We start from the raw sequence: 25,647 nt of genomic DNA, 5'->3' as shown, positions 1-25,647 counted from the left end.
TTCACGTCACGAAGAAGAGCCCGGCGTCCGTGCCCGCCGGGGTGTACTCGGCGAGGCGGGCGCGCAGGCCGTCCTCGCGCTGCGGCCGGTAGAGGTCGTGGAAGGCGCCCAGCTCCGCGCCGTCGTCCGCGCCGCGCCGGATCTCCTCGGCGCAGGCGTCGGCGAGCAGGGCGTACCAGGGCGTCCCGTAGCGCTGGGAGACGAACAGCGGCCGTGCCCCGCCGGGTGAGTCCGGCAGGCAGCGGAACCTGCGGGGGGTGCGCGACCCGGCCGGGACGTACGAGTGGCGCAGGCAGCCGACGCCGCGGCGGGCCACGTGCAGTCGCCCCGTGAAGAGCGAGTTCTCGGCCACGCGGACGGCGTGGGTGTGGATCTCGCCGATGACAGTGGTGCGGTGCAGATGGAGCACCGCGTGGGCGTGGCGGCAGTCCGGGGCGGACAGGGCCTCGCGGTCGTCTGCGGTGGCGTCCAGGACGCTGTCGCGCAGATGGATGTCGAGGGGCTCCTCGCCGACCTCGTCGCCGATGACCTCGATGGTGCCGAGGACGCTGTGCTCGACCTGGAGGCAGGCCGTGGTGCGCTCCAGGACGATGCTGGGCTCCTCGGGCGAGTGCGGATCGCACTCGGGTTCCAGCGACCAGCCGGGGACGAGGGTGGAGTGCCGCAGGACGACGGCGCCGACGGGGCCGGCGACGTGGATGCCACGGCCGGCGACGAGCAGACCGTCGAGCACGACGCGCGGGCGCTCGTGCGGGGCGCAGTCCTCGGACACGGCGCGGATGTTGAGGGCGTCGGGGCGGTTGCTGTACCAGTCGAGCAGGCGCACGACCGGGCGGGTGCCCTCGGCGGCGCGCAGTTCGAGGCGGTCGCCGGGGTCGAGGTCGAGGTCGAGCTGTTCCTGGTAGGCGCCGCTGTGCGTGATCTCGATGATGCCCTCGGGGCCGGTGCGGTCCGCCCGCCGGTCGTCCCGCCAGGCCCGGTAGGCGTCCATGATCTGCCGGTACGGCTGTCCGGGCCCGACCCGGTAGAACGTCGCGTCGGGACGCGGGCCCCGGTCGTCCCGGGCGTACTCGCCGCCGCCCATGTCCGCGCCGGCGGCGTGGTGGTAGTCCACCCAGACGCCCTGGCGGGGAGCGGTGCGGGAGCCGAAGGCGATACGGCCGAGCTCCGGGTCGACGGCCACCTGGCCGCGCCGGGGGCGGTAACGCCAGTCGGACAGGTCGGCGACGACCACGTCGGACGGCGGCACGGGCCGGTCCTCGCCGTCGCGCCGGATGACGAAGCTCTTGCCGGGGCCGTAGTGGTCCAGCAGCCGGTCGTGGAGCTGACGGCGCCGGATGAACGCCGGGACGTTGTCGGCGGTGGCGATGTGGGTGGGCGACGGCTCCGGGAACGGCTTGGTGACCAGCGGGGTGTCGTTGCCGAGGATCGAGAAGGTGTAGAGGTTGCGGGCGCGGTCGACGCAGTACGCCGGGGACGACGTCAGCGAGTGCGCCTTCAGCCGCCAGACGAACAGCGCCACGCCGGCCGGGGTCAGCCCGCCCTGGCGCCGGCCGGAGTTCGCCCGGCGGATGTCGGCGGTGCGGGCCGTGCCGTCGAACGGGCCGCCCGCCAGGTCCAGGGCCGCGCCGTCGCGCAGGTCGGCGAGACGGCCGCGGCCGGCGCGGTGGGTGCCCGTGTCCCCGTACAGCTTCACGGGCTGTGTGTGGGCCACCAGCCGGGACAGTTCCACCGCGCGCGCCGGCCACCCGGCGACCCGCCCGCAGACCTCCTCCAGCAGGTGCAGGGTGCCCTTGCGGCGGCGGCCCGCGACCGTCGCGGCCACGTCGGCCCGCGGCGCGATCGCCTCGGCGAGCGCGGGGCGTCCGCCGTCGTGCAGGCCGGTGGTGAGGACGCGTGCGTAGCCGGGCAGGGTGCGGTAGCCGACCAGGTCGCCCAGGTAGGGCAGTGCCCAGGGCGCCGCCGTCTCCACGAACAGGTCCTCGTAGCCCTGTGCCACGGAGTCGCGGACGCGGTCGAGTTGCTCGGTGACGACGGCGAGCAGCGCGCGCAGCGGCTCGCCCTCCTCGGCGTCGCGCAGCCGGTGCCGGCGGGGCAGCAGCGCGGCGAGCGCGTCCGGATCGCGGGAGCTGTCGAACGGGACGTCCCGGGACATCACTTGACCTCCGTCAGAATCAGGGTGTCGGCGGCGCGCGGCGACAGCAGGGCGAGCTGGGCCGGGCGGATGCCGCGGAAGACGTACACCGAACGGCCCTTGGGCAGGCGCCGGGTGTCGGTGATGTCGGGGTTGAGACGCAGCAGTGCGGCGAGCGGCACGCCGTGGCGGGCGCAGATCGAGGTGAGGGTCTCGCCCTCGTCGGCGCGGACGGTGTGGAGCTTCTCGTCGTACCTGGCCGGGTGCGCCCGTACCCGCGGCTCGGGCGTGCCGGGGCGGGCGGCCAGTTGCTCGGGGGTGGCCGAGGCGGACAGGCCGGTGAAGACGTCGACGTCGACGAAGTCGACGCCGGGCACGCCGTGGGCGGTCGCGAGCACCTCGGAGAGGCGGGCGGGCCGTCCCAGTTCCCGGCCCTCGAAGCCGAGCCGTCCCAGCAGTGCCCGGCGCAGGCGGGGCTCGACGACCTCCCAGGCGTGGTCCGGGGCGAGTCCGACCTTGGCGCCGATCAGCAGCAGGACCGGTTCGCGGACGTCCACGCGGACGGGGAGGTGCGGGTCGCCGTACTCGGTCAGGGCGGCGCGCAGGGCGCGCAGGGTGTCGGAGTCCTCGGCGATCGGCACGTCGTCCGTGCCGGCGACCGTGACGTGCAGCACGCGCCGCCTGCCGTCGAAGAGTTCGACGGCCGCCGCCCGGCCGATGCCGGCGCGGGAGCGGGCGAAGTCCTCGTAGTCGCCGGCCGAGACCAGCCGGTCCAGGGCGGAGACGGCGAGCGGGACGGTACGGCGGGTCAGGCCCGGCCCGTCGGCGTCCGAACCGCCCGTCGCGGGAAGCGGGTTGGTGACCGCAAAGACACCCAGGGGACGCGTGAGCGCCTGGGTGACGCGCCCGGCGGGCAGGTTGGCGGCCCTGCCGGTGCCGAAGCGGTAGCGGGCGCGGACGTTCTCGTGGCCGGTGGGCAGCCGGGCGCCGCTCGCGCCGTCGCCGAAGGTCACCGTGGTGCGGCCGTCGGCGGTGCTGCCGGTGATGTAGACGCGCTCGCGCGGGCCGCGCCCGGCGAGGCTGTCGACCTGGTGCCAGAGCACGCCGTCCACCCGGATCTCCAGGACGGGCCTGGCACCCAGGGGGCTGGTGTCGGCGAGCCAGGTGAGCGGGGTCTGCCAGAGCGCGAACGTCTGGTTCACCCGGTCGGAGTCGCCGCTGCCGATGGCCTCCTCGCGGCTCTCGCCGTGGGTGGCCTCCACGACGTTGCCGAGGATCCGGACGGTGTCGCGCCGGTAGCGGTGGGCGAGCCGGGCGGTGAGGGTGAGCCGGGTGTGGACGTGGTCGCCGGGGAGCCGGGGGTCGACGGCCGGTTCCGCGGTGGCGATCACGGCCACCTCGGTGGCGGGGACGCCGGGCACGTCGGAGCGCTCGCCGGTGACCATCAGGGTGCGGCCGGGACGCAGTCCGTCGTGCAGCTCGGCCAGTTCGATCTCGTCGCCGTGCACGTCCTCGCCGAGCGGTTCGTCGGCCAGGAGCAGCGGCTCGCCCGCCGCGTGCACCGTGGTGTCGCGGATGTGCGAGAGCAGGACGTCGAACTCGTCCAGCCACGGGTCGGCCAGGGTGAGTTCGGTGCCGCGGCCGGTGATGCCGTAGTTGGTGTACGCCGCCGTGCGCGCGGCCACGACCTGCGTGGTGACGAAGGCGAGCGCGGCGTCGCCGGGCACGCCGTCCGGGGCGCCCTTGGCGGGGCGCCGGATCGCCACCCAGCTGCCGGGCGTGATGCCGCTGTGCACGGTGTCGAGCTGGAGCACCTTGCGGTTGAGGGGCTCGGGCTTGCCCGCGACGACCACCTCGATGCCGGGCTCGGTGCTGCCCACGGTGTAGCGGACGCCGATCTCGTACTCGCCGTGCGTGAACTGCTCCGCCGTGCCCGGGCGCAGGGCGATCTGCTCGGAGGTGCCGTTGTGCACGCCGACGTGGACCAGGCCGTCCGCGTCCGGCCGGGACACGAACACCGTGCGCTCGGGCAGGCCGGAGTGCAGCCGGACGGTGACGCCGGGGTCCTGGGAGTCGGTGGGGCGCCGGTTCAGCCAGCTGAGGTCGCGGTCCTGGCCGCTGCGGGTGGACAGCTCCACCTGGCCGGGGCCCAGCGGGAAGGCGAGCGGCTGGGGCACCGGGAGGTTCTCGGCGCGCTGGTCCGAGCCGGGGCCCTCGACGTACTGGAACTCCGCCCGGACCGGCACCCTGCCCGCCGGGTCGTGGACGACGCGCACGGTGACCAGCACGGCTCCGGTGAGCGGCCAGTCGGCGGTGCGGATGACCCGGCCGCGGTCGTCCTGGACCGGCTTGAGCGGGGCCGTGGCGCCGAAGGGGGCCGCGGTGACGCGCAGGGCGAGCAGTTCGCGCAGGAGCTGCGGGGCGCCGGGCGCGGCGGCCGTGCGCCAGGCCGGGTAGAGGGCTCCGAGGCGAGGGTCGAGGACGGTCAGCAGGCGCGCCGGGTCGGTGGCGGGGCGCGGGACCCGGGCCGTGGTCCGCCGGGGCGCGGGGCGCAGGGCGGGGAGCACGGAGGCGAGGGTCTGCAGGGCGGTGTGCCGGGGGTCGGGCGCCGCGGACGGGGACCCGGGGTGGTCCTCGGCGTGGCGGGGGCCGGTTTCCGCAGCCCGGGGCCCGGCCCGGCGGGAGGCGGGCGGCGTCTCGGCCTCGGTGGGGCCGGTCGACTGCGCCGGGGCCAGTTCCCGGGCCCGCTCCGCGAGTTCCGCGAGCACCGCCTCCAACTGCTCGCACCACGCGGCCACGTCCTCGTACGGCGTCGCCAGCACCTGGGCCTCGCCCAGCCGTTCGACCGGCTCGGCCAGGCGTGCCGCGAGCCGTTCGGGGGTCCTCACGGTGTCCAGGTCGGCCCGCAGCGGGGCGAGGACCTGGTCCTCGACGTCCTCGATCAGCCTGCTGACCGGGCGCGGGTTGGGCACCTCGGGGGTCAGCGGCTCGTCCCCGGGCTCGCCCGGGGCGGCCGGCACGGCGGTCCAGCGGCGCACCTCGTCGACGAGTTCCCGCAGCGTCGGCGGGGCCGACCGGGGCAGGGAGATCGCCGTGACGTCGTCCTCGCGGTCGACGCGGGCCCTCGCCACCGGCAGCAGCTTCCGCTCGCCGCCCGCCCGTTCACCGAAGACGAACAGCAACTGGTCGCCGGCCCGCAGCGAATGGGCGGTGCCCTGGACGAACAGCTCCGAGCGGCGTTCCAGGTCCGCGGGGGTGACGAGGGTGGGGCGCCGGCGGCGCACCGTGAGCTCGTTCCAGTCCCAGCGGGCCGTCAGGTCGCGCCCGGTCTCGAACGTCAGCGACTCCTCGGTGGCCGAGGCCGGCACGCTGTGGCTGCGGGCGCCGCGCGGGACGACGACGGGCAAGGTCTCGGCACGCGGGTCGCGTTCGAGGGTGTACGCCAGATGCGTGGAGGCGGCGACACCGGGGCGCGGCCGGTGACCGACCAGGCGGCCCAGCAGCACGAGGGAGCGGTGCTCGTCGGCGGTGCGGACGTAGGCCTCGTCGGCGATCCGCTCGGAGTGGAAGGTGAGCAGGTCGGCGAGGACCGCGGCGGCGTCGAGCAGACCGATCGCCGGGTCGTCCGGGGTGCGTACCGTCAGGCCGCGCAGCGCCGGGTACGCGGGGGAGGCGAGGCGGTCGCGCAGCGCGGCGAGGAAGGAGCCGTACTCGCCGACGCGGAGGTCGAGCGCGGTGCGGCCCGGCGGGTTGTGCGGCGCGGCCGGCGCGAGACGCTCGTCGTGGCCGCCGCGGGCGCGGCCGCAGGAGCAGTGGTCGTCACCGGTCACGGGGACCGGGGCCCCCGCGGCCGTCGGGTTCTCGTGGCCCGCGTACGTCATCGGTCGCCTCCCAGGGAGATCGCCAGGCGGCCGTTCTCCGGCCGGTCGGGGTCGTTGTCGCAGGTGGCGATCTCCAGCCGGCCGAGCCGCAGCACGCCGTCCTCCCTCTCTCCTCGGTCCTGCTCGAACAGCCGCCGCAGCCGCGTCACGTGCGCGCTCTCGACGCCGGGGACGGCCGCGGCGACGGCGACCAGCCGGCTCAGCCGGACCGGTCCGCCGAAGGTCAGCGCGTCCGGGTGGAAGAAGCCGCCGCGGCCGGCGCCGAGCACGCGGTACAGCTCGGCGAGGATCTGCCCGTGCTGGTGGCCGGGCGCGGCGCACACGGTCAGGGCGATGTCGAGCGGCACCCGGCGCGCGGGTCCGACGACGAGGTCGTGGCCGATGCGCCGGTACGGCTCCAGGTCCTGCTCCACGGTCCTCAGCAGTCGCTGCGAGGGGGCGGCGTCGCCGTACGCGTCGATCGCGAGGTGCGCCTCCTGGACGCTGCCGGTCCAGCGCAGCTCGGCGGCGGCGCGCTGCACGCCGGGCAGGGCGGAGGCGAGTGCGGCGTAGTCGTCGGCGGTGACCGCGCGCAGCCGGGTGCGCCGCAGGTCGAGCGGGGCCAGCTGGCGCACCTGCTCGACGGGTTCGGGTGCGGTGCCGCCGGTGGCGGGCAGCGGGTTGCGGACCGCGGCGGCGGGCGGGGCCTCGCAGTCGGCGGTGACGACCAGGTGGTTGATGGCCTCCGCGCCGACGTTGCCTCCCGGGCCCCCGCCGAGGCGGTAGTGGACGTGCGGGCGGGCGCCGGGGGTGGGGCGGGCGCCGTGCCGGCCGTCACCGAAGCGCAGGGCCAGGCGGCCGTCGTCCTCCAGCTCGCCCACGAAGTGGCGCTCGCGCGGGCCGGACGCGAGCAGGTCGCGGCGGGGCCGCCAGTCGCCCTCGGGGCCTTCGAGGCGTACGGCGGGCAGGGCGCGGCGCGGGTCCTGGGCAAGGGCAGCGGCGGCCGGTCCCCGCAGCACGGGCTCGTCGGGGTGCAGGCCCTCGGCGTACGCCGGGCCCCAGCTGTGCGCGATCTCCCAGGCGACGGGAGCGCCGAGGACGGTGCCCGCGCGGGCGCGGGCGGCGAGGACCTCGACGCGCCGGAGTTCGGCGTCGAGCAACTGGTCGCTGCGGTGGAGCAGTTCCCGCAGGGCGCGGACCGGGTGCAGGCGCAGTTCGAGGCGCTCCAGCACCTTGAGGCCGTAGAGGACGGCCAGTTCGGAGATCTCCCGGTCGCCGAGTCCGTCGCGGTCGCGGGCGCTGCGCCACAGCTCCACGAGCCGCTGCCGGACCCGTCCCGGGATCGCCGCGATCCGCTCCGCCTGCCCGGCGGCCACGGTCGCGGGCTCGGGGAACGGCACGCTCTGGGCGACGGGCGCGTGCCCGAGGACCGGCCGGAAGCGGGGCCGGATGCCGGGGTACACGGTCTGCGCGAGCAGTGTCCGCAGCGCGGCGGCCTGGGCGTACGCCGTCCCGGGCACGACCCTCTCGTGCCGCTGGCCGGCGCTTTGCAGCCCGAGGCCGGCGCGGGTGGTGGCGGCGAGTCCGACGACGTCGAACAGTTCGCGTACGTCGTCGGCGCCGAGGGCGTCGCCCGCCTCCGTCCGGTCCGTCAGGGCCTCGATGAGCCGCGCGGGCGCGTTGCCCTCGGTGCGGTCGGCGCAGCCGCAGGCGAGCGAGGAGCACGGCCCGGGAGGGTCACAGGGGGCGGTGACGGCCGGCTCGGGCGGCACGGTGACCGTCTCCGGGGCGGGCAGGGTGCGGCCGTGGTCGACGAGGACGACGTTGCCGCGGGCGAGGGTGACGTCCTCGACCGGCAGGCAGTCGCGGCCGACGCGGACGGTGAGGTGGAACGGGCGGCGCAGGGCGTCCTCGACGGCCCAGGTGACCTCCAGGACCGGCTGGTCCTCGATGCGGTCGACGGCCGGGGTGACGGAGGTCAGGCGTACCGCCTGGCGGTGGCCCGGGTCTGCGTCGCCGGGGGTGCCGGTGCGCGCGCCCCGCACCTCCTCCAGCAGGAGCAGATCGCCCGGCCGCAGGTCGAGCCGGCGGTCCCGGCAGGTCTCCGGGTCGGTCCAGGCGTCGCGCAGGGTCGCCGAGGTGGCGCCCTCGGGCAGGGCGCAGACCTCGCCGCCCCACGTCCACAGCCGGATCGCGTTGTGCGCGACCCGCAGCTGGAGCGGGTCGGCGCCGACGACCGGCTCGAACACCTCGACGGAGCCTCGCTCGTCGAGGTCGGCGAGGTCTCCTTCCCCGATGACGGTGCCCGGCTCGGGGCGGTCGTGCGGGTCGAGGGTGCGGACGTCGACGGAGGCGAAGCGGAAGGTGCCGGGGGCGAGGGTGCGGTCACCGGTGGTCTCGACGGTGACGTACGCCCGGGCGGTGCAGCCGTCGTGCATGGCGTAGTCGATGAGGCGGACGTGGCGCCGTACGGAGACCCGGCGGCGGGCGGTGTCCAGGTACGCCTCGGTGGCGACCGCGTCCTGCTGGTGGCTGATCTGGTCGCCGGCGTGGGCGAGCAGTTCGACGAGGGTCGTGCCGAGGTCGGCGGGGCTGCGTTCACGCCAGTCGGGCGTGGTGAGCGCGAGCCGGTCGAGCAGGAGCTTGCGGATGGTGTCGTAGTCGCGGGCGGTGTAGTCGACGACCGGCGCCTCGGGGAAGTCCGGCCGCTCGTCGTGCCCGTCGGCGCAGTCGAAGGGGGTCGGGCCGTCGGGCCGGAACACGAACGTCGCGCTGTGGTAGCGCTGGTCGAAACCGCGGAAGGGTTCCGTGCCGGGGCGGCCGTAGGGGTCGGTCTCGACCAGGGACAGGCGGTAGCGGGAGGTGTCGCCGGTGCGGTCGAGGGTGACGAGGAGCCGGTCGTCGAGCTCCGGGTCGTCCTCGCGTTCGACGGCGACGTCGAGCGCGGTGACGCCGGTGACGCGGCGGCCGCCGTCGATACGGACGTTCTCGGGAGTCAGGCCGTGCGGGGCCTTGCCGAGGAAGGTGACGGTGAGCAGCAGCCCGTCGTCGGCCTCCACGGCGTCGATGCCGTTGAGCTGGGCGGCGCGCACCTTGGCCCGGCGGGGTGAGGTCGTGCCGGTCATGCGGTGGCCCTCCCCTCGAAGACGTCCTCGCGCCGGGCGCCGGTGGCGCGCACGACGTAGGCGAGGTGGACGCGGACCACGTGGTCCTCGCTGGTCACGTCGAGGGCCTCGACGTCGATGAGGTCACCGAGCCAGCGCTGGAGGGAGGCGTGCACGGAGAGTTCCAGGGTGTGGATCAGCTCGGGGCTGTTGGGGGCGAAGACCAGGTCGAGCAGGCCGCAGCCGAAGTCGGGTCGCATGACGCGTTCGCCGGGGCTGGTGAAGAGGAGTTGCTCGATCAGGTCGTGGACGTGCTCGGCCGGGGTGGCGTGGGCGGTGCGGCCGCGGCGGTCGGGGCGGAAGGGGAAGGCGATGTCGGTGCGGGGGCGGACGCTCATCGGGCGGCTCGTCAGGGATCGGGGGGCGGGCGGGGGGCTCTGCGGCCGCACGGGGCCGGACGTCGAACCGACGTGCCGGGTCATCGGACGCCTCCCCTGGGGCGGGCCGGGGTGGGGGCCGTGCGACGGCTCGGGGCGTGTGCCGACGGCCTGATCGAGGCCTCGGCTGCCGGGCGGCTCGGGGCGTCGCTCGGGGGGACGCTCCTCGATGCGGCCGGGCGGCGGCTCGGGGCGTCGGCTGCGGACACGTGCGTCGCGAGGGCCGGGCGGCGGCTCGGGGCGCCCGGTGCCGGGCGGGTCGGGGCGGCTGTCGGGAGGCGGGGCGGGGTGGGGCTCATCGGAGCGTGACCTTTCGCTGCACGGCCTGGACGACGGGTGGTCCCTGGGGGACGAACGCCGCCGTGAAGCACTCGGCCGTGGAGGTGTCGAGCAGTACCGGCGTGCCGTCGACGGTGACGCCGGTGTCGGAGCCGGTCCAGCGGACCGCGACACAGGGCATGGGCACCTGGTCGACGGTGTGCGGGCAGCCGGTGACGACGTAGGCGTGCGCGGCGGTCGCCACCGGCACCCCGTCGATGAACACGGTTGTCTCGGATGTGGTCGCGGCGGTGGCTCGGCCGCCGTGCGGACAGCTGATCACGGCGGCCGCGCCGAGCAGCCCCCCGGATGTCCCGGTCACTTCGCATCTCCCCCGTCTTCTGTCAACGCTTCGAGAGCACGGTCAACTGGCCCTCGTTGATGGTCACTTCACGTCCCCGCAGCACCACCTGCGCACCCGCCCCGGTCGCGATGACCACGGCCTCCTCGGTGATGCGGATGTACGCGCCGCCCTTGGCCTGGAGGAGGATCCCCTCCTCGGCACCGGGCGTGTCACTCATGACGAGCTTGTGCGCCAGCGGCGTCTGGACGACGACCGGCTTGTTCGGCGCGTCGGCCCGCAGCTCGCGGCGGGCGTCGGGCGGCAGTTCCTCGGCCGCGCCCCACCAGCACCCGGTCCACACCGGGAAGCTCGGGTCCCCCTGCTCGAACTCCACCCACACGCCCGTGCCGGGCGGCGGTACGACGAACTGCCCCGACTCGGGCCCGGTGAACGGCAGGCAGGGCAGCGCCCAGGTCGACGGCTCGTCGCCGAGGACGTCCGGGACCTCGACGGTGATGCGGCCGATGCGCAGCGGGTCGTTGTTGTCCACGACCCGGCCGCGGTACTTGCCGAGGTAGCGATTGCTGGGTGCCGCCATGCTGAGGTGCTCCTGATGGGTGTTAGGGCCTGACGTGGTCGCTGCGCGCTTCGAGGCCCTCTCGGGAGAGCGTGAAGTTCTGCTGGAAGGAGCCCGGCCGCAGGTTGTGCGTCACGGACTTGACGTAGTAGTCGCCGTCGTACGCCCGCCCCGCCCCGCGTACGCCGACGAGCTGCCGGGGCTGCAGGATGTAGCCGTGCCGGTTGACGTCGAGCGAGCCGGAGCCGGAGACGACGTCGGCCGAGACCGCGGCCCGCGCGAGCAACTCCGCCTCGGCCTGGCCGCGTTGCTGCTTGGCGGTGCCGGCCAGGGTCCGCCGCTTCAGGGCCGGTGTGGGCCGCTTGCCCAGGGGCGGGCGGAGCGGGCTGATCGGCGGCTGCGGGAGCAGCGTGGACAGCCGGGTCCCCGGGTCCTGCCAACGGGCCTGGGGCTCCTCGCGGGCGGTGCCGTCGTAGGCGAACGTCAGCTGGTCGACGGTGGAGTTGGCGTCCAGGTTCACGCTGAGGGCGTGCTGGCGGATGCCGAGCCGCACCTCGGGTCCCCAGCGGGCGGAGGAGCGGCCGGGGGTGGGGCCGGGTTCGAGGTAGAAGGTGTACCCGTTGGCGCGGGCCAGCTCGGTGACGTACTGCAGGTCGGTGCCGGTCTGGTAGTGCACCCGCAGGTCCTGGTGCGGGGGCTGGGCCACCTTCTCCGTGTAGACGTCGGGCCGGATGCCGTAGTCGGAGTACCGGCGCAGGATGGCCAGCACCCGCTCGGAGGGCGGCAGGTTGGGGTACCGGGCGGTGCGCTCCTCCAGGTCCATCAGGAGGGTGAGGTCCTCGCCGGTGACGGTGAGGGTGGAGTGGCCGGGCTGGTTGCTGGCGCCGACCTCCTGCCGTACGACCAGTCCGTCGAAGAGGACCTCGGTGGTGCCCCTGACGGTGACGGTGACGACCAGCCGGGTCTTGGGGTCGAAGAAGCCCTCGGGCAGCAGACGCCGGCTGATGACGCCGTTCTTGGTCATGTCGAAGGCCAGCTGGAAGCCGCTGCGCTCCCCCGCCGTCGCGGTGATCTGCGCGGACAGCAGGGCCTGGGTGACCTCGGCCGGGACGGGCCGGACGAGTTGCGGCCCCATCTGGAGCGTGACGTGGACGGGGCCCTGCCCCACGGGCAGGTCAAACACGTCGGTCCCCCCGCGGGGTCCCGTCGTCGAGGGGGATGTCGACGACCCGGCCGGCCTCCGCGGTCAGCTCCCTCGGGTCGAGCACGGGGTTGGCGTCGGCGATCTGCCACCACTGGCCGGGGTCGCCGAAGTAGCGTTGCGCGAGGAGGTCGGGGCGGTCGCCGGCGGCGACGGTGTGCTCCCGGGTCGGCCGGTCGTCGTCCAGCGGGGGCAGCAACCGCCGCTTGGTGTAGCGCACTTCCGTGCCGTCGGGCCTGCGGTGGACCCCGATCTCGGCGTCGTGGTAGCGGCTGGTCCGGGGGTAGGGGTGGGCGCCCGGTATGGAGTCGAAGGCGTTCTCGTAGGGCTCGATGCCGGTCATGGTGGGTTCAGCTCCTTCCGCTCAGTACGCCGGTGCCGCTGAGGCCGAGGGCGCCGGGGCCGCCGCTGCGTGCGGCGGCGGCCAGCCGCTCCTTCTGCGCGAGGTGCGCCATGTAGAGGTCCGCGCCGCGGTGCCCGGCGGGCAGGTCGCTGACGGTGAGGATCTTCATGCCGACGGCGAGCGAGGCCCGGATGGGGTTGAGGTTCACGTCGAACGCGGACTCGTTGATGGACAGCTCCGTCAGGCGCACCGGCATGACCCGCTTGCTGCCCCAGGTGAACAGGGTCAGCGGCATCTCGATCGGGCTGATCTCGATGGTGCCCCGCTCCGCCAGCCGGCTCGCCGCGCGCAGTTGCCCGGTGGTCGGCTGCACGAGCATCTCCAGCGTCGCCAGCTGCGGATGGATGCCGTCGGGCGCGGCGATCTCCAACTGGTCGGTGGCGTCGATCTCGGCGGTGAACTTCCAGGTCTCCTGGGCGGGGCCCTTCAGCCGGAGCGCCTCGTTCCGGTCCCCGCTCCCGGTCCCCCCGCCCCCGGCGTCCCCACCGTCCCCGGCAGACTGCGGAGCGACGCTCCGCTCCAGGGTGTCCGGGTTGAACTGCAGCACGATGACGCGCTGGGGCGTACCGGTGTCGGGGTTCACCACCACCAGGCCCGAGCGGATGGGTTTGGGGATGTCTGCGTAGCGGGTCACCGGCGGGCCTCCAGACGGTCACGCAGCTCGCTGTAGTCGTGTTCCGGAAAGAGCTCGGGAAAGATCTCCAGCATCCGCTCCAGATACCGGACGGTGCTCCGGAAACCGCTGCCGCCCAAGGAGATGTCGGTGAAGAGGTACTGCCATCCGTAGGTGCCCTTCGTGAGCAACAGGGCATCGAGATACTGGCAGTAGGTGACGTCCATCTTCAGAAGACCCGGCGGATACGGATCGACGCCGATGTCGGCGATGTCCTGGTACCAGATCTCCAGCGGGGTGGTCCGGGGCCGCATCCGGAGGTAGGACATCATTCCTGCCCCGGAACGGGGTGTGCGGTCGAAGCTGCGCAGTTCCGAAAGGAAGTCCCGCTGGAAGTCGGTGGCGTCCGGCAGCGGCGACGGCCCTTCGGGCTGCTCGAACACATCGTAGAAATGCAGGACGCGGAATTCACCGTAGAGCTCCGGAAGACCGTCCGTCGTCTCCCACTGCGCACCGAGATCGGTGAAGCGCAGCGCACAGGTCATGAGGTCGTCGTCGAGCCGGACCTCGTCCCAGTCCTCGTTGTGCTCGTACAGCGGAAGCAATTCCTCGACGGGCTCCGCGAGCTGGGTCAGGTCTCCGCACCGGGCGTTCAGTCGCGGGCTGTCACGGATCGCCGTGAGCGATGCGGCGTGCCGCTCTTCGTCGGCGGTCAGATGTGTCATGGACGTAGGCCTTTCCTGGGCGGTGCCTCTTGGTCAGAAGGTGAAGAACCCTCGGTTGAAGCGATCCTCTATGTCCTTCATGTTCTTCTCCAACGAGTAAAGGCCCTTCCCGCTGTCCGACCGGAACTTCGACAGCTTGTCGCGCATGTCATTGATGTCATGGAAAGCCTTGGTGCCTGGCGCGGCCCTTTCCCGCACTTTCATGACCGCCGCCATGAAGAGATTCGTCGGCCTGCCGAGCGCGCGCTTCAGATCTTCTCGGGAATCCCTGTTGATGTTCACCGGGTTGAGGTCCTTGGCGGCCGATGACGGCGGCGGGTTGAACGTCTTCGTGGCCGTCCGCGTGGCAGGGAGCTTCATCCAGTCGGACCGGTTCCTGCCGGAGCCGTCGCCCCGCTTGCGGTACAGGCCCCACTCGACCTCGATCTTCCGCGGGAAGCCTTTCGGGTACTGCCCGTACGGATACTGCGGATTCGCGGAGACAGGGCCGTCGTAGCGCGTCAGAAGGGTGCGGTACCACCCCGGGATCGGCGGCTCGTCCTCGTTCTTCTCGCCGAACGCCTGGGCCGCGAACTTCTCGATCGTGTGGTAGAAGCCCGCGTTGTCGTCGTTCCTGGCCGGCACGAAGTTGGACGTCTTGGCCGGTCCGCCCACCTCGCGCGGTATCAGGTGCATCCGGTCCCACTGCGGAGGGTTGCTGGTGTGCTTGTAGAGGTTCTCCAGATAGGGGAACCCGTAGGTGAACTGCTGGCTCGGCGGCCTTCCGAACGCCCGCGCGTACTCGGGGTTGATGTACCGCGCGTTGGTGTCCGGTCCGGGCGCCACGCCGTTCTCCGGTGTCGGGACGACCTCGGGGCGCGGGAGATCCCACTTGTTGAGGTAGTCGTTGAGGTCCTGCGGGAAGCCGTCGATCACCCTCTCCTCGGGGTTCAGCTTCGCCCTGACCTCGAACGCGGTGCGGCTGGGCTGCTGACGCTCCAGCGACTGCAGTCGGTACCACCTGCGCAGCGCCACGAGCGTGGCCTGGTGCGCGGGGCGTGGCAGGCCGGGGCGGAGCAGCCGGGTGAGGATGGCCCTGATCCTGGCCACGGCCTTGGTCAGCCGCTGCTGCTTCGGGCCGCTCCGCTTCTCCTCCTCGGTTCTCCTGTTCTCCTTGTCCTGCCGGGACTTCGGTCGCCTGCCGTCCCTCCTGTCGCGCTGGTGGCGTGTCGAGCCCGGCTTCCTGCCGTCGTCCCGTGACTTGGGCCTGCGTCCGTCGTGGTCCGGCCTCGGTGCACGCCTGTGCCGGTCCCGGTCGGATCCACGCCGTGCGGGGGTGTCGCCGCTCCTGTCCCGCCCGGGCGAGTCCCGGTCCGGCTCGGCGGCGCCCTTCGGTTCGGTCGAGTTCCTGGGCTGGACCGGGTCCTTGGGCGCGTTCGGGTCCTTGGGCCTGGTCGTGTCCCGGGAGGTGGCGTCCGCGGCGTCCCTGGCGTCGTTCCTGGGCCTGACGGGTTCCTTGCCGTCGCCCTTCGGCCGCTGCCCCGTGTCCTTCGACCTGTCCGGGGTCCTGCCGTCGGCTCCCTCGGGTCGCGCCGCGGGCTCGGGCTTCGGCCGGGGACGGGGTTCCGGCTTCGGTGCGGGCTTCGCGGCCGGAGTGGGTGCGCTGTCCGGCTTCCGCTCCTCCTGCCCCGACGCGCCGTCCCTGCCCTTCGGCGCCTTGGTGTCGGCGGGCGACTTGGGCCTGCCCTGGGTGGCCTCGCCCGCCTTCGGCTGCGTCGGGGTCGCGGGCGCGGTCCGGGACGGGGTGTGCGTGCCGGGCCCGTTCCTGACGGGTACCCGCTGCGGCGGGACGTCCCCGTCCGGGCCGGCCGCGCCAGGCCTGCCGCCGCCCGGCCTGCCCCTGCCGAGCCGCTCCGCCACGCTCTTGAGGCGGCGGCCCACCTTGGCGACGTACTTGCCTATGCCGGACAGGAGGGCCTCGTAGGCCAGTTCGAGGAGGGCGACGATGCCGGCCGCGACCGCCTTGGCGAAGAGGATGCCCGCGCCGCCGGAACGGACGGCCCTGAGCCAGTCGAGGACCGCGCCGAACGCGCGCAGGATCTCGCCGAGGGCGCCGATGGCCGTGCGGAGGGCGTCGATGACGGCCATCACCCAGCCGGCGCCGGGAATGAGCTTGGCGATGACCTTGGTGACGACGATCTCACCGATGATCACGGGGAGTTGCGGGACGATGGCGTCCCAGGTCTCCTTGACGATCCGTTCGAGGGTGATGCCGCCCTTGATCAGCTTGTCCAGGACGGCCCGCGGGATGCCCAGGATCTCCTCGATCTTGGACTGGAACCACTCCTTGACCGCCGACTTCACTTCCCGGAAGAGGTGGTTCTTCGCGCCGTCCACCGCGGAGTTCTTCGCGCCGCCGAGCCAGCCGCCCGGGTCCGAGAGGAAGTCGACCGCGATCAGCATGAAGTCGCCCAGCGCGCCGAGCAGGCCCGCCGCGAAGTCCATGATCGCCTTCACCGCGGCCACGACGGCCTGGACCGCGGCCAGGAGCATCCTCTTCAGCAGGTCCAGGATGCCGCTGAGCAACTTGCCGACGGCGTCGAGAAGGTCCGAGATCGCCTGCTTCAGCGCCTGCGCGAGGCGGTTGACCAGCGCGATCGCCGCCGCGATCAGATCGGTGACGAACTTGCGCACGCGGCGGGCCAGTTCGACGACGGCGCGGACCATCGCCTTCGCGAACTCGATCAGGTCCGTGATGAACTTCTTGATCGCCTCGACGATCCCCTTGCGGGCCTCGTCGATCCAGCGCTCCACCGTCTCCTTGAACGTGCGGATGAAGCCGACGACCGCGTCCCGCGCCGCCCGGATCACCCGGACGATCGCGTTCTTGATCTCGATGACCTTCTGCTTGATCCAGTCGAAGGCCTTCGTGATCCAGTTGCCGGACTCCTGGACGGAGTCGTCCTTCTTCCGCTCCGCCTCCCGTTCCGCCTTCTCGCCCTCGTCCTTGATCTTCCTGTCGCTGCCCTCCTTCTCCTTCTCGACGTCGTCGTCGGTCTTCTTCTCCCGGTCCTCGACGTCCTTGCGGACCTGCTCGCGCCGTTCGCTCTTCTTGTCGCCGAGGCCGCGCAGCTCCTCGTCCTGCTGCGCCCGCCAGTCCTCGCGCCGGGCGCCGACCTCGCTCCTCGCCTTCTCGCGCTCGTCCGCCTGCGTCCGCGTGTTCGCAGCGATCTCGGCGTCCACCTGCTGCCTGTGCCTGGCCTGGGCGCCCCGGAAGTCGCGGTCCTTGGCCTGCCGGCCCTCCGCGACGCCCTTCTGCCCGTCCGCGAACGCCGCCTGGAGCTGCGGCCCGCGGTCGTGCTCCGCCACCTCGGACGCCGCCTCGGCCGGCACGGCACCGCCGGTGCCCGTCGCGCCGACTCCCGCACCGCTGCCGCCCCCGGCACCCGGCACCCGCGCCGTGAGCCGCTCCGCGGGCGCATCCGGATAGACCTGGTCCTCGCCCATCGCACGGCCCGCGTCGTCCCGCGCCGTGGCCACGGTCTGCCGGCCCTTGGCGTCGACGTGCCCGCTCTGCTCCCCGGCCTTCCCGTCGGCCGCGCCCTGCATCCGTACGCCGGGCGCGCTGCCCGCCTGCGCCTGCCTGAGGGCCTCGTCCTTCGTCGGCAGCCCGGCGAACTTGGCCGCCAGTTCCTGCGCGTCCACCTCGAATCCGAGCCAGCTCGCCACCTTGCCGATGCCGAAGCCCAGCGCCATCTTGAAGGTGTCCCAGCCGCCCGGCTCCTCGGCCTCCTCCGCCTCGATCCGGCCCTCCGGCGCCTTCGCCCCGGTGACCTCGGCGTCCTCACGTTCCGGTTCCTGGGCCTGCCGGGCCGGGTCCTGCGAGTACTGCGCCGGGGCGTCCGTCCTCGGCTTGCCCTGGAGGGTCCGGGGGGCGCCCGCCGGTCGTTCCATCGAGGGGGGCGCCGCCGCCAGCGTCCGGCGCTCGTCCCCGACCGAGCGGTCGACCGCGCCGCCCACCCCGCCCATGGCCTGAAGTGCCTTGTGCGGCTTGAGTCCGGCCGCCGAGGCCAGGCCCGCTTCGGGGGAGACGCCGGAGAGGTCCGGTGCCGGCGCGGAGTCCTTCCTCCTGCCCTTGCCGCGCCCGGCCGCGGCCCCTCCCCCGCCTCCGCCCGCCCGTGCCGGTGCGGGACCCCCGGCGGCCGGCGCGCTCTGCGGGGCCTCCTTCGGGGCGGCGGAGGCGGGAGGGGCGCTGGGGGCGGTCGAGGGCGCGGATACGGATGCGGGTGCGGGGGTTTCGCCACGGCCGGCGGTGGAGGCGGTGTGTTCGGCGGGGGTGTGCGACGCCGTGCGGGTCTCGGGTTCGGTACGTGATCCCGGGCCAGGCTCGGTACGCGACGCGGGTCCCGGTTCGGTACGTGCCGCGGGTCCCGGTTCGGTACGGGACTCAGGTCCCGGTTCGGTACGCGACGCCGGTTCCGTACGGGCCTCCTGAGCGGCCGCCGCAGGCGTGGCCGCACCCGCGGATCCCGCCCCTGCCTCGGACTGCGCCGACCGGCCTCCCGCCGCCTGCGGGGACTCCTTCTCCGGAGCCGCCGGAGCGTTGTCGCCCGCCGCCGCGGTGCCCTTCTCCTCCTTGGCGGCGGACTCCCGGGCCTCGCCGCCGCCCTCGGACTTCGACTCCGCCCTGTTCGGCGCCTCCTGCACGGTGGTCTGGGCCGCGACCGGTCCTGCCTTGGGATCGTCGCCGTTCTTGGGGTCCCTGGCGCCGGTGGTGGGGACGGTCGGGGGCAGGGCGGTCCGCTCGACAGCGAGGGCGTCCGGCGCCCCCGTGCCCTGCGGGTCGCCCTCGGTCTCGGGGGCCGGGGACCGGGCGTCCCGCGCCGTACCGGTCTCCTCCTCCGGCTCCGCCTCCGCCGCCGCGTCCCCGGCGTCCTCCGCCTCCCGCTCGGCCTGCACCTGGTCGGCCCTGGTGGGCGGCGGTGCGGGGAAGAAGGGCAGGGAGGGGGACGCGGACGACGACGGGTCCAGCTCGTCGGCGGTCGGCACGCCGGAGACGTCCAGGTCGTCCTTCGGCAGGAAGTCCTCGGGCTGGAGCTTCACGTCCCAGGCGCTCGGCTCCCCCGCCCCGGCGTCGACCTCGGACTCGCTCCCGGCGCCGAGCGATTCTTCGCCGGACTCCTCCTCCAGGCCTTCGACGTCCTGGTTGCGCCGGCCGTCGAGGGTGCTGAACGCGCCGGGCAGCTGGGTGTCCTTGCCGGACGCCGTCGGCGAACCGGTCGGCTGCCGCTGGCCGCGCTTGTCCTGCGGCCTGACCTGTCCTCCCGCGACGGCGGCCTCGGCGGCGCCGGGGCGGTTGCGTGCGGCCGACTCCTCCTCGCTCGCGGCCAGCGTCTCCTGCCGCTCGGTCGCCTCCTGGACGCCGGATGCCTGCTCCTTGCCTCCGGAGTCCTGCCCCTTGCCTCCGGGGTCCTGCTCCTTGCCGCCGGTGCCCTCCGCCCCGCCGCCGGCCTCCTGCTCCCCGCCGGTGCGCCGCTCCGCCTGACCGGAGCCGGTCCGCCCCTCCCCGTTCCGCTGCCCCTGCCCCTTCTGCCGCTGCTCCTGCTCCTGCTCCTGCTCCTGCTCCTGCTCCTGCTCCTGCTCCTGGGTACCCTTCGGGGAACCCTCCTGGTCGGGCGCCGCCTCCGGCTCCCGCTCCGGCGTCCGCCGTTCGCGCGCGGACCGGTCCTCGCGCTCTCGTTCGGCCCGCACCTCCTCGGCGAGGTCCGGCGCGAGAGCGGGCGCCTCGTGGGCGTCCCGTTCCAGGCCGTCGTCGGCGAAGTCGTCGTACGCCTCGATCTCGTCGACGAGGTCGAGCACCCGGTCCTGCTCGGAACCGAGCAGCCTGCTCTCCAGGCGTATCAGGACTCCGTCGAGCAACTCCCCCGGCAGTCGGGCGAGTTGCTTACGGGTGCGTTGGGACAGGTCCTCCGGGTCGCTGCGCAGCGACCGCACGACCGAGTTCGTGAGCCGGTCGAGGAGGGTCGCCGGGTCGACGGCCTCGGCGCGGCTGCGGTCGGCGTCGACGGTGGCGTAGCGCAGCCAGCCCGGGGTGGCCCGGCCCTCCTCGACCTCGGGGGCCTCCAGGCCGCGTACGACGTCCTGGGCCGCCGACTCCGCCTCCCGCTCGATGGCCTGCTGGGGCAGGCTGACGGCGCCGGGTTCGCGTCCGGCGCGCAGGGCGCCGAGGCCGTGCGGGTTCTGCACGGTGTGCAGCAACTCGTGGGCGAGCAGGCGGCGGCCCTCGTCCGTGCCGGGCTTGAAGGCCCCGTCGCGGAAGAAGACGTCCTGGCCGACCGCGACCGCGTCCGCGCCGAGCAGCTCGGTCAGCGCCCCGGCGTCGCGGCCGGTGTGCAGCCGGACCCGGCCCAGGTCGTGACCGAGCCGTTCCTCCAGTTCGCGGCGTACGCCGGGGTCGAGGGGCTGACCGGCGCCGCTGACGATGTTCTTGGGCTCGGGCGCACGGGACGCGGCGGCCCGCTCCCTGCGCTTGCGGCGCCGCTGCTCGGCCGACTGCTCGGAAGCGGTCCCGGGCGTGCGGGAGTCGCTCACCGCGTCACCTCCCCGCGGCCGCTCAGCCCGTGATGGACCGCGCGCGCCAGTTCCTGTCCGAGGCGGCGGGCGGTCAGGCCGGCGGGCAGGGGCGGCAGCCCGGACACGGCGTCCAGGGTGACCGGGCCGTCGGTGGCCAGCGGCACGCCGCGTTCCCTGACCAGCCGGGTCAGCTCGTGCGCGAACTCCGCGCGGACCCGCTCCGCGTCCACGCGGAAGCCCTCCAGGGCCAGTTCGCCGATCTCCACCCGGATCGCCGAGGGCGCGCTCCCCGCCCGTCCCTTCGGCGAAGGTCCTCCGGTCACACCCATCCCCGGACCTCCGTCGGCGTCAGGGACCGCTCCAGCTTCAGGTACTCGGTGCGCGCCGCCGCGAGCATGTGCCGCATCTGGAGGCGGTCGTCCTCCTCGGCGGCCAGGAACGCCCCGGACAGGGCGATGTTGCGGATCGAGCCGCCCGCGACCGTGAGCTGGGCGAGCAGGCCGCAGTCGATGTCCTTCACCGGTGCCTGCGGCGGCAGCACGCGGCGCCAGATCTCCGCGCGCTCGTGCTCGGCGGGGAAGGGGAAGTCGACGACGAAGCGGATGCGCCGCAGGAAGGCCGTGTCCAGCGCCTTCTTCATGTTGGTGGTGAGGACCGCCAGGCCGCGGTAGGCCTCCATCCGCATCAGCAGATAGCTGACTTCGAGGTTGGCGTACCGGTCGTGGCTGTCCTTGACCTCGCTGCGCTTGCCGAACAGCGCGTCCGCCTCGTCGAAGAGGAGCAGCGCGCCACCGCGTTCGGCCGCGTCGAAGACCCGGCGCAGGTTCTTCTCGGTCTCGCCGATGTACTTGCTGACCACCTGGGACAGGTCGATGACGAACAGGTCGAGGCCCAGTTCACCGGCCATGACCTCGGCGGCGAGCGTCTTGCCGGTGCCCGAGCCGCCGGCGAACAGGGCGGTCACGCCGAGTCCCCGGCGCAGGGTGCCCGCGAAGCCCCACTCCTGGTGGACGGTGGGCCGCTGCCGTACGTGCGCGACGATCTCGCGCAGCACGGCCACCTGCCGCTCGTGCAGCACCAGGTCGTCCCAGCCGGCCCGCGGTTCGACGCGCCGGCCCAGCTCGTCCATCCCGATCCGGGCCTCCCGCATCCCGGCCCGCCAGGCGAGTCCCGCGACGTCCAGGTCCTCCTCGCGGGGGAGGTCGCGCCGTACCGTGGCGGCGGCGGACCGGACGACGTGCGGCGGAAGCTGGAACTGCGCGACCAGGGAGCGCAGTTCGCGCTCCGCCAGGTCGGTCTCCGCGAACGCCTCGGACCACAGGGCGAGTTGCTCGTCGTCGTCGAGCCGCGGGACCGTCACGCGCGCGCCGTGCGGGCGGTCGGAGCGCAGCGGGTCCTCGCTGGAGACCACCACGGGCACGGCCGCCCCGGCCAGGAACGCCTCCAGGGCCGCCCGTTGCTCGCGGTCCAGGTCGCCCACCTCGACGAGGAGCGCGGCGGGCAGCAGGATCGCCTCGCGCTGCCACAGCCGGGCCAGCCGGTCCCGTGCGGCGGGGTCGGTGGGCAGGTCCTCGGCGTTCGTCGTGTACAGCCCGAGCCCGCACCGGCCGGCGCCGGCCGCCGCGATGTCGGCCCGGCTGCGCGGGTCCCCGCCGGTCACCTCGACCAGGGGCGGTACGTCCGCTCCCGCCGTCGTCCAGCCCTCGGCGACCCGGTGCGCGGTCAGGTCGTACGACGGCGGCAGCCGGTCCGGGGCGGGTGCGCGCCGCAACTGGCCGTGCAGCCGGGCGTCCAGGTAGGGCGAGCCCAGCAGGAAGTGCAGGATGCGTTCGTCCAGCCGGAGCCGGGACGTGGTGAGCCGGGTCTCGTCGTCGAGTTCGGCGATCCGCCAGCGGCGCAGGGGGGCCACCGGCGTGAGCGCGCTCCAGTGCGGCGCGTCGAGGGCCGCCAGCGCGAGGCCGAACGTGGGGTGGGCGCGCTCCGGATCACCACAGGCGGCGGCACAGCGGGCAGCGGTCGTGGGCTCCAGTTCCTGGGCGGCGGTGAGCAGGACGAGGTCGCGCTCGAAGGGGGTCAGCCCGAAGCAGGCGACGAGGGCGTCGAGGGGTGCGGCGGACTGCCGTACGGGATCGAGGGAGCCGGCGGCGGCCGGTTCGGCGTCGGTGTCGGCGTTCGCGGCGGGGTTCGCCTCCGGCCGGGCGCCGCGCGCCGCGTGGGCGTCCACGCGGGCCAGGACGCGGCGGATCTCCGCCATGAGCACGGCGGAGTCACCGCCGGTGGCCGCCGTCCCGTGCGTCCCCATGTCCTCACCTGCCCCCGTGGTTCCCATGCCGCCTCAGTGCTCCGTCCTGTCCGTGCGCCGGGCCTTCGCGTCCGCCCCGGCCTTCCCGGCCCGGTCCGCCGCCTCGGCCTTCTCGGCGTTGTCCGTCGTGTTCGCCTTGTCCGTCTTGTCGGAGCCGCTCGACTCCCCGACGGGGGCGGCGCCGCCCGCCCGGCCTCGGGTGGTCTGCCGCCGTGTGCGGGCCGGTGCCTTGGCGACCGCCTTCTCCGGCGCCTTCGCGCGCGCCCCGGACTTAGCGGGCTCCTTCGCGGGCGCCTTCGCGGGCGCCTTCGCGGCCTTCTTGGCGGGCTGCGGCGTCCCGTCCTCCGGCGTGGCGGACCCGGCCGCGTCCCCCTGACCGCCCCCGGGCTCCTGCGCACCCGGCGCACCGAACGGCAGCACGCGTACGTCCGCCCGCTCCACCGGCGGGCGCGGCACCGGGATCTCCCGTCCCTCGATGAGGACCAGTGACGCCTGGTAGACCACGGACAGCGCGTACGGCGTCTGGTGGAGCATCCCCCACAGCTTCGACGTCTCGTCGATGTCCATCACCGTCGGCGTGAACCGCACCCGCTGCGCCGCCTCGCCGAGGTCACTGGCCGCCAGATGGGCCTTCTCGCGGGCGAGTTCGATGATGTCCTTCGGCAGGATCGGGATCTCGTGCAGCGTGCGCACCACGGAGCCGATCAGCCGCTGCCCGACGAGTTCGTTCTCGTCGCCGTAGGCACTGATCAGGTAGTGCAGGGCGAGCGCGGCGGCGGGTCGCCTGACGAGGGTGCCGTCGCCCGCGCGGGTCGGCAGGTCGTTGTTGCGCTGCGAGACGTCGGGCGTCACCTGATACAGGAAGACCGAGATGGTGGGCTGGTCCAGGGTGGGCTCCGCGGGCGGCCTGCGCGGCTCGACCTTGACCGCCATGTCGGTCTCGGGCCCGATGTTGGTCTCGATCAGCAGGGCGAGGGCCTGGGTCACATGGGCGATGGCAAGTGCGTTGCTCATGGCGTGCGTTCCTCGGTCCCTGTCGTCCTGATGCCTGCCGTGCCGCTCATTCGCGCCCCCGGGCCAGATACTCGGCGAGGCTCACCGTCGTCCCCGGCCGGCGGTTCGCCGGCGGGCGTTGCCGGTCGCCGTCGGACGGCCCCGGTGCCGCCGTCACTTCCAGCCTCCCGATCTGCACCTGCACCACCTGCTCGGGCGTCCGCCCCGCCCGCCGTGCGGCCGCCTGCCGGACGACGTCCCGGGCCGCCGCGGTGTCCGCGGCGCGGGGTCGTGCGAAGGCCGGCGGGGCGGGGCGGGCGGTGTAGGCGCCCTGGGGTACGGGCACGGACGCCTCGGGCCGGCGCCCGGCCGGTTCCGGTCGCCCGGACACGCGCCGCCCGGCGTCCGGCACGGGCCGGGGGCCGCTGACCGGCGGTGCGGCGGGACGCAGCAGCGGCAGCTCGGCGAGGCCGGGCCGTACCGCGCTCGGCGCCGTCTCACCGGTCAGGCGTTCGGTGTGTACGACGGTCCGCTCCCGCTCCGGGTGCGGACGCGCGGCCTCGGCGGCGGGGCCGGGCCGCGGGACGCCGGCGCGGAGCGTGGGCGACGGCGCCGCGGTGGGCGACAGCGGGCCGGTGTCCGCGTCGTCGTCCCGGGTCCGGTCCCGTACCGCCTCGACGCGTTCGAACGGGCCGGGCAGCCGGGGCTGCACCCGCACCACTCCCGGACGCGGACCGGCGGCGGCCGGGGCGTGCCGGGCGATCAGCCGGTCGAGGAAGTCGGCGGCCCCGGCACCGGGCCGGGCGGCGCCGGCACCTTCGGCCGGGGAGCCGGGCAGGGCACCGGACTCCCCGGAGCCGGACGTGGAGTCAGACATCGGCGCACATCTCCAGGTAGTAGCGGCGCCGCAGCGGGCTGAGCGCCAGGATCTCCGGCTCGCTCCAGCCGTAGGCCGTCGCGAGCAGATGGACGTCGAGCAGCAGGTCCCGCGCCCAGGAGTCCAGTTCGGTCCACAGGTACGAGGCGATGTCCAGCTCCGCCCGTGTGGCGTCCCCGCACTCGGGGCAGGCCACGTCGAGCGTCAAGTCGGCAGCCGGGTCGGCGGCCTCGGCCGCCTCGGCGATCCGGCGCCGCACGGGCTCGGGCAGGTCGTCGGCGGTGACCGCCGCACCCTCGTGCGCCGCCGCCACCAGACACCGCGCCAGCAGCGCGGCGCGCGGGTCCGCGGCACGCGCGGCCACGGCCAGGTCGGCGATCCCGGGCAGCCGGAACTCGGCCTCCCAGCCGTCCTGCGCGACCCGTACGACGGACTCGCCGCGCCCGCTCACCGACCGGGCGAACTCCCCGGCGTCCAGGTCGAACTCCATGTCCTCGCCGCACGCCGCGCAGTCCAGCCGTACCTGCATGCGCTCGCCGAACAGCGCCCGGCGCAGCGCGAACAGGTCCGTCTCGCGCTCCCCCACCGGGAGCGCGGGCAGGGCCCGGGCGTCGAGGTCCGGGCGCGCGGTGCGGTGCAGCAGCAGCGCGCGCCCGGCGGGCGCCTCGGCGAGCCCCGCCTCCCAGGTGGCCAGCAGGCCGGCCGCCCCCGTGATCGCCATGACCGCGAACTCCTCCTGGGTCAGGCCGGGTTGAGGAAGGAGGGCTCGGTGGGCTCGGGCACCTCGTAGTCCCGCTCCCAGCCCTCGCACTCCAGCTTCAGCGACTGGATGGCCACCGCGTTGGCGTTGGCGTCCAGCTCGCCGAGCACCTGGTACTCGCTGGGCCAGGTCCGGTACAGCTTGTGCGAGACGGCGACCTGGCCGGCCTCGTTCAGCACCTGGATGACGATGTCCTTGCGGAAGTCCGCGAGGGACACCTCGGAGCCGAGACCGGCGCCGACCTGCCAGACCTTGTTGGCCCAGCGGTCGAACTCGGGATCGTGGGTCACCCCGCGCTCCAAGGTGATGCCCTCGAACTCGGAGCGGCCCGGCGACTTGCGCGGGGAGGAGGGGTCGCCGCCGTGCCGGTGCTTGACGACCTCGGTGGTCCGCTTCAGTGGACTGATCTTGCTGATGCCCGCGACCGTCCGACCGTCCCACAGGACCAGGAACTTGAAGTTCTTGTACGGGTCGAAACGATGGGCGTTGACCGTGAACTCAGCCATCG

At 74.3% G+C, this 25,647-nt stretch carries 17 protein-coding genes; all 17 read right to left on the bottom strand.

Annotated features, from left to right (window positions below; genetic code table 11):
• Position 1: 1 nt before the first annotated feature.
• The 17 genes from ACZ7LV_RS15000 to ACZ7LV_RS14920 all read right to left on the bottom strand — a co-directional run bounded on the left by ACZ7LV_RS15000 (position 2) and on the right by ACZ7LV_RS14920 (position 25,645).
• Positions 2-2,155, bottom strand: coding sequence for a hypothetical protein (locus tag ACZ7LV_RS15000; protein ID WP_471939467.1), 2,154 nt, complete (start codon positions 2,153-2,155; stop codon positions 2-4).
• Positions 2,155-6,015 carry a putative baseplate assembly protein gene (locus ACZ7LV_RS14995; RefSeq protein ID WP_471939466.1) on the bottom strand — a complete coding sequence of 1,287 codons (3,861 nt, stop codon included), beginning with the start codon at positions 6,013-6,015 and terminating at the stop codon, positions 2,155-2,157. The genes ACZ7LV_RS15000 and ACZ7LV_RS14995 overlap by 1 nt, the downstream gene beginning before the upstream one ends.
• Positions 6,012-9,119 carry a putative baseplate assembly protein gene (locus tag ACZ7LV_RS14990; RefSeq protein ID WP_471939464.1) on the bottom strand — a complete coding sequence of 1,036 codons (3,108 nt, stop codon included), beginning with the start codon at positions 9,117-9,119 and terminating at the stop codon, positions 6,012-6,014. The genes ACZ7LV_RS14995 and ACZ7LV_RS14990 overlap by 4 nt, the downstream gene beginning before the upstream one ends.
• On the bottom strand, positions 9,116-9,496 hold the full coding sequence (locus tag ACZ7LV_RS14985; protein ID WP_471939462.1) for a GPW/gp25 family protein: 381 nt from the start codon (positions 9,494-9,496) through the stop codon (positions 9,116-9,118). Before ACZ7LV_RS14985 ends, ACZ7LV_RS14990 begins: the two co-directional genes overlap by 4 nt.
• A 334-nt stretch (positions 9,497-9,830) precedes the next feature.
• The gene (locus ACZ7LV_RS14980; RefSeq protein WP_471939460.1) at positions 9,831-10,175 is read right to left on the bottom strand and encodes a hypothetical protein; all 345 of its coding nucleotides are present in this window, start codon (positions 10,173-10,175) and stop codon (positions 9,831-9,833) included.
• A 22-nt stretch (positions 10,176-10,197) separates the two neighbouring features.
• Complete coding sequence (locus ACZ7LV_RS14975; protein WP_471939458.1) at positions 10,198-10,734, bottom strand: phage baseplate assembly protein V; 537 nt, start codon at positions 10,732-10,734, stop codon at positions 10,198-10,200.
• A gap of 22 nt (positions 10,735-10,756) precedes the next feature.
• Positions 10,757-11,896: a hypothetical protein gene (locus ACZ7LV_RS14970; RefSeq protein WP_471939456.1), complete on the bottom strand. Its 1,140-nt coding sequence runs from the start codon at positions 11,894-11,896 to the stop codon at positions 10,757-10,759.
• Positions 11,889-12,257, bottom strand: a complete 369-nt coding sequence (locus ACZ7LV_RS14965; protein WP_471939455.1) for a hypothetical protein — start codon at positions 12,255-12,257, stop codon at positions 11,889-11,891. The genes ACZ7LV_RS14970 and ACZ7LV_RS14965 overlap by 8 nt, the downstream gene beginning before the upstream one ends.
• Before the next feature lie 7 nt (positions 12,258-12,264).
• Positions 12,265-12,951, bottom strand: a complete 687-nt coding sequence (locus ACZ7LV_RS14960) for a hypothetical protein (RefSeq protein WP_471939453.1) — start codon at positions 12,949-12,951, stop codon at positions 12,265-12,267.
• Positions 12,948-13,655 carry a hypothetical protein gene (locus ACZ7LV_RS14955; protein ID WP_471939451.1) on the bottom strand — a complete coding sequence of 236 codons (708 nt, stop codon included), beginning with the start codon at positions 13,653-13,655 and terminating at the stop codon, positions 12,948-12,950. Before ACZ7LV_RS14955 ends, ACZ7LV_RS14960 begins: the two co-directional genes overlap by 4 nt.
• Before the next feature lie 33 nt (positions 13,656-13,688).
• Positions 13,689-20,225 carry an eCIS core domain-containing protein gene (locus ACZ7LV_RS14950; protein WP_471939449.1) on the bottom strand — a complete coding sequence of 2,179 codons (6,537 nt, stop codon included), beginning with the start codon at positions 20,223-20,225 and terminating at the stop codon, positions 13,689-13,691.
• A complete protein-coding gene (locus ACZ7LV_RS14945) occupies positions 20,222-20,530 on the bottom strand; it encodes a hypothetical protein (RefSeq protein WP_471939447.1) in 309 nt (102 codons plus the stop codon). The genes ACZ7LV_RS14950 and ACZ7LV_RS14945 overlap by 4 nt, the downstream gene beginning before the upstream one ends.
• Positions 20,527-22,509 (bottom strand): ATP-binding protein, encoded by a 1,983-nt coding sequence (locus tag ACZ7LV_RS14940; RefSeq protein WP_471939445.1) that lies wholly within the window; start codon positions 22,507-22,509, stop codon positions 20,527-20,529. Before ACZ7LV_RS14940 ends, ACZ7LV_RS14945 begins: the two co-directional genes overlap by 4 nt.
• Positions 22,510-22,542: 33 nt before the next feature.
• Entirely contained in the window at positions 22,543-23,523 is a 981-nt protein-coding gene (locus ACZ7LV_RS14935; protein WP_471939443.1) for a Pvc16 family protein, read from the bottom strand.
• A 46-nt stretch (positions 23,524-23,569) separates the two neighbouring features.
• Entirely contained in the window at positions 23,570-24,379 is an 810-nt protein-coding gene (locus tag ACZ7LV_RS14930; RefSeq protein WP_471939441.1) for a hypothetical protein, read from the bottom strand.
• On the bottom strand, positions 24,372-25,100 hold the full coding sequence (locus tag ACZ7LV_RS14925) for a T4 family baseplate hub assembly chaperone (protein WP_471939439.1): 729 nt from the start codon (positions 25,098-25,100) through the stop codon (positions 24,372-24,374). Before ACZ7LV_RS14925 ends, ACZ7LV_RS14930 begins: the two co-directional genes overlap by 8 nt.
• A gap of 20 nt (positions 25,101-25,120) precedes the next feature.
• Complete coding sequence (locus ACZ7LV_RS14920) at positions 25,121-25,645, bottom strand: phage tail protein (protein ID WP_141309194.1); 525 nt, start codon at positions 25,643-25,645, stop codon at positions 25,121-25,123.
• Between the last annotated feature and the right edge of the window lie 2 nt (positions 25,646-25,647).

This window comes from Streptomyces sp. NPDC107562 (assembly GCF_055657325.1).
This window is presented reverse-complemented; position numbering and strand designations above follow the sequence as displayed.

Coding starts and splice junctions, on each gene's coding strand:
- ACZ7LV_RS14925 (WP_471939439.1), bottom strand. CDS start 25,100: ATGGCGATCACGGGGGCGGCCGGCCTGCTGGCCACCTGGGAGGCGGGG.
- ACZ7LV_RS14965 (WP_471939455.1), bottom strand. CDS start 12,257: ATGACCGGCATCGAGCCCTACGAGAACGCCTTCGACTCCATACCGGGC.
- ACZ7LV_RS15000 (WP_471939467.1), bottom strand. CDS start 2,155: ATGTCCCGGGACGTCCCGTTCGACAGCTCCCGCGATCCGGACGCGCTC.
- ACZ7LV_RS14985 (WP_471939462.1), bottom strand. CDS start 9,496: ATGAGCGTCCGCCCCCGCACCGACATCGCCTTCCCCTTCCGCCCCGAC.
- ACZ7LV_RS14955 (WP_471939451.1), bottom strand. CDS start 13,655: ATGACACATCTGACCGCCGACGAAGAGCGGCACGCCGCATCGCTCACG.
- ACZ7LV_RS14930 (WP_471939441.1), bottom strand. CDS start 24,379: ATGTCTGACTCCACGTCCGGCTCCGGGGAGTCCGGTGCCCTGCCCGGC.
- ACZ7LV_RS14990 (WP_471939464.1), bottom strand. CDS start 9,119: ATGACCGGCACGACCTCACCCCGCCGGGCCAAGGTGCGCGCCGCCCAG.
- ACZ7LV_RS14995 (WP_471939466.1), bottom strand. CDS start 6,015: ATGACGTACGCGGGCCACGAGAACCCGACGGCCGCGGGGGCCCCGGTC.
- ACZ7LV_RS14975 (WP_471939458.1), bottom strand. CDS start 10,734: ATGGCGGCACCCAGCAATCGCTACCTCGGCAAGTACCGCGGCCGGGTC.
- ACZ7LV_RS14940 (WP_471939445.1), bottom strand. CDS start 22,509: ATGGGGACGCACGGGACGGCGGCCACCGGCGGTGACTCCGCCGTGCTC.
- ACZ7LV_RS14920 (WP_141309194.1), bottom strand. CDS start 25,645: ATGGCTGAGTTCACGGTCAACGCCCATCGTTTCGACCCGTACAAGAAC.
- ACZ7LV_RS14935 (WP_471939443.1), bottom strand. CDS start 23,523: ATGAGCAACGCACTTGCCATCGCCCATGTGACCCAGGCCCTCGCCCTG.